We start from the raw sequence: 2005 nt of genomic DNA, 5'->3' as shown, positions 1-2005 counted from the left end.
CCCCCCAGAGCATGGCCGGCCCAAAGGCCGCCAAGACCAAAGCGCGCTTAAGCCAAATCCGGATCCCGCGAAGAACGCAAGGAATTGCTCTCAAGCTCATACCGCAACTCATCCACCAACGCCTCGACCGCCCCAGGCGTACGCAGCGAAGCCAGATCCAGCCCGCTGATCACCAGATCCACCTGCTCCGAATCCCGGTGATACAACTTGACCGTCAGCGAATGATCACCATCCACCGAACACTCACAAGCCAGCGGCGCAAAACTGTGCTCGAGCCGAGCGCGCAACTGCGCAAGATTCATCATTGACGTTGTTCCTATGACTGTTTCAGAAGGGGCACGATCGCAGGCCCGAAATGGCCCACACCGCACCCCACCAGCCTAAGAACACAACGTCTTGGCCAATACATGAATTTGCACCCTTGTAACTAGTGCATTTGCACCCCTCAGCGCTGGCCCTTGGTGCCCCACTCTCCCGAAAACAAACCGCGCTCCCGAGCCCAGACGATCGCTTCGCTGCGGCTATGCACATCGATTTTCGAGTACACAGTGGCAACATGATTGCGCACGGTATTGGGCGCCAGTTTCAACCGCGCGGCGATCTCCTTGTCCGCCAGTCCTTCACAGATCAAGCCCAGCACATCGCGCTCACGGGCCGTCAGATCAGTGAACGAGGCACTTGGCAGCTGCGGCGAGTTGATTTTCTTCACATTGGCCAGCTTCTCGATCAGCGTCCGGCTGAACCACGACGCATCCTTCATCACCTCTTCAATCGCCGCGACCAGCTCAAGCTCAGTGCGCTTGCGCTCGGTCATGTCCATCAGCACCAGCAAATAGCAGGACGTGTCGTGAATGTTCACGGTGTCGGCCGAGACCGCACATTCCAGCAACTCCTCGTCCTTCTTGCGCACCGGCACATCGACCCGATCGACCCGACCGTTCTTCGCCAACGCCGACAACAGGCGCGTGCGCGCGCCGTCGTCGTGGATGAAGCTCAGCTGCGTCACGGTCTTGCCGAGCACGTCATCGCTGTCATACGCCAGGGTGTCGAGGAACGCCTGATTGACATCGATGACCTCCTGCTTGTCAGCGGTGCAGATCAGAATCGGTACCGGAGTCAGACGAAAAGCCTTGGCAAAGCGCTCCTCGCTCTGACGCAAGGCCACTTCGACCCGGCGCCGGGGCTCCATGTCGACGAAAGAGAACAGCATGCAATTCTCGTCATTGAGCAGCAGCGGCTGACCGGCCACGATCACCTGTTTACTGCCACCGTCGGGTAGGCGCAGTTCCGCCTGCATCTGCGGAATGGTCGCGACATCGCGCAAGCGCTGAACAGCCAGATCGCGCTGATCGGCCTGCTCGAAGATATCGATTTCGTAAGCCGAGGTGCCGATCACCTGATCGCGGGTATAGCCGGTCATTTCCAGAAAGCCCGGGTTGACCTTGATGTAGCGCAAATCGCTGAGACGACAGATCACTGCCGGCGCGGGGTTGGCGTTGAAGGTTTTTTCGAAGCGCAGCTCGGCGTTGGCCCAATCGGTGACGTCGCTCATGATCAGCACCAGCGACTCGGGCTGGCCGACACGGTCGGTCAGCACCATGCTGCGCACGCTGTGCACCCAGACCCGCTCCGGGTCGTCCACGGACGAGACTTCGATCAGCACATCATTGAACGCCTCGCAGCGGGCGACACGGCTGATCGGGTAGTTGTCCGGCGGCAAGACATGATTGTTGCGATAGCGCAGCGTGAAGCGCTTGGCGTACTCGTCGGCGTTGCTGCCCAGATCACCGATGGTGCTGACACCGTGCATGGTCAGCGCCGCTTCGTTGGCCCAGAGAATGCTTTTGTCGAGTTCCAGCAGAATCACCCCGTCCGACAGCCCGGCGATGATCTGCTGCAACTGGCGACGGTTGGTTTCGGTGGTCAGGACTTCCTGGCTCATTGGATCTCCACACTGTGATGCGGCTAGGTGAAGAGTACGACCGCAGCGGTTCGGGATCGTGCC

Annotated in this window: 2 protein-coding genes; both read right to left on the bottom strand. The window is 59.9% G+C overall.

Features of this window, described 5'->3' with window-relative positions:
• Positions 1 to 47: 47 nt before the first annotated feature.
• A complete protein-coding gene (locus D6877_RS07375; RefSeq protein ID WP_130910351.1) occupies positions 48 to 305 on the bottom strand; it encodes a DUF1652 domain-containing protein in 258 nt (85 codons plus the stop codon).
• A gap of 140 nt (positions 306 to 445) precedes the next feature.
• Positions 446 to 1942 carry a helix-turn-helix transcriptional regulator gene (locus tag D6877_RS07370; RefSeq protein ID WP_130910350.1) on the bottom strand — a complete coding sequence of 499 codons (1497 nt, stop codon included), beginning with the start codon at positions 1940 to 1942 and terminating at the stop codon, positions 446 to 448.
• Between the last annotated feature and the right edge of the window lie 63 nt (positions 1943 to 2005).

Source organism: Pseudomonas sp. Sample_9 (genome assembly GCF_004307535.1).
Classification (GTDB): Bacteria; Pseudomonadota; Gammaproteobacteria; order Pseudomonadales; family Pseudomonadaceae; genus Aquipseudomonas; species Aquipseudomonas mercuritolerans.
The sequence above is the reverse complement of the archived record's forward strand: the minus strand, read 5'-3'. Positions and strand labels throughout refer to the sequence as shown.

What these genes read in the sequence shown, in the direction of transcription:
- D6877_RS07375 (WP_130910351.1), bottom strand. Translation starts at nt 305, where the DNA reads ATGATGAATCTTGCGCAGTTGCGCGCTCGGCTCGAGCACAGTTTTGCG.
- D6877_RS07370 (WP_130910350.1), bottom strand. Translation starts at nt 1,942, where the DNA reads ATGAGCCAGGAAGTCCTGACCACCGAAACCAACCGTCGCCAGTTGCAG.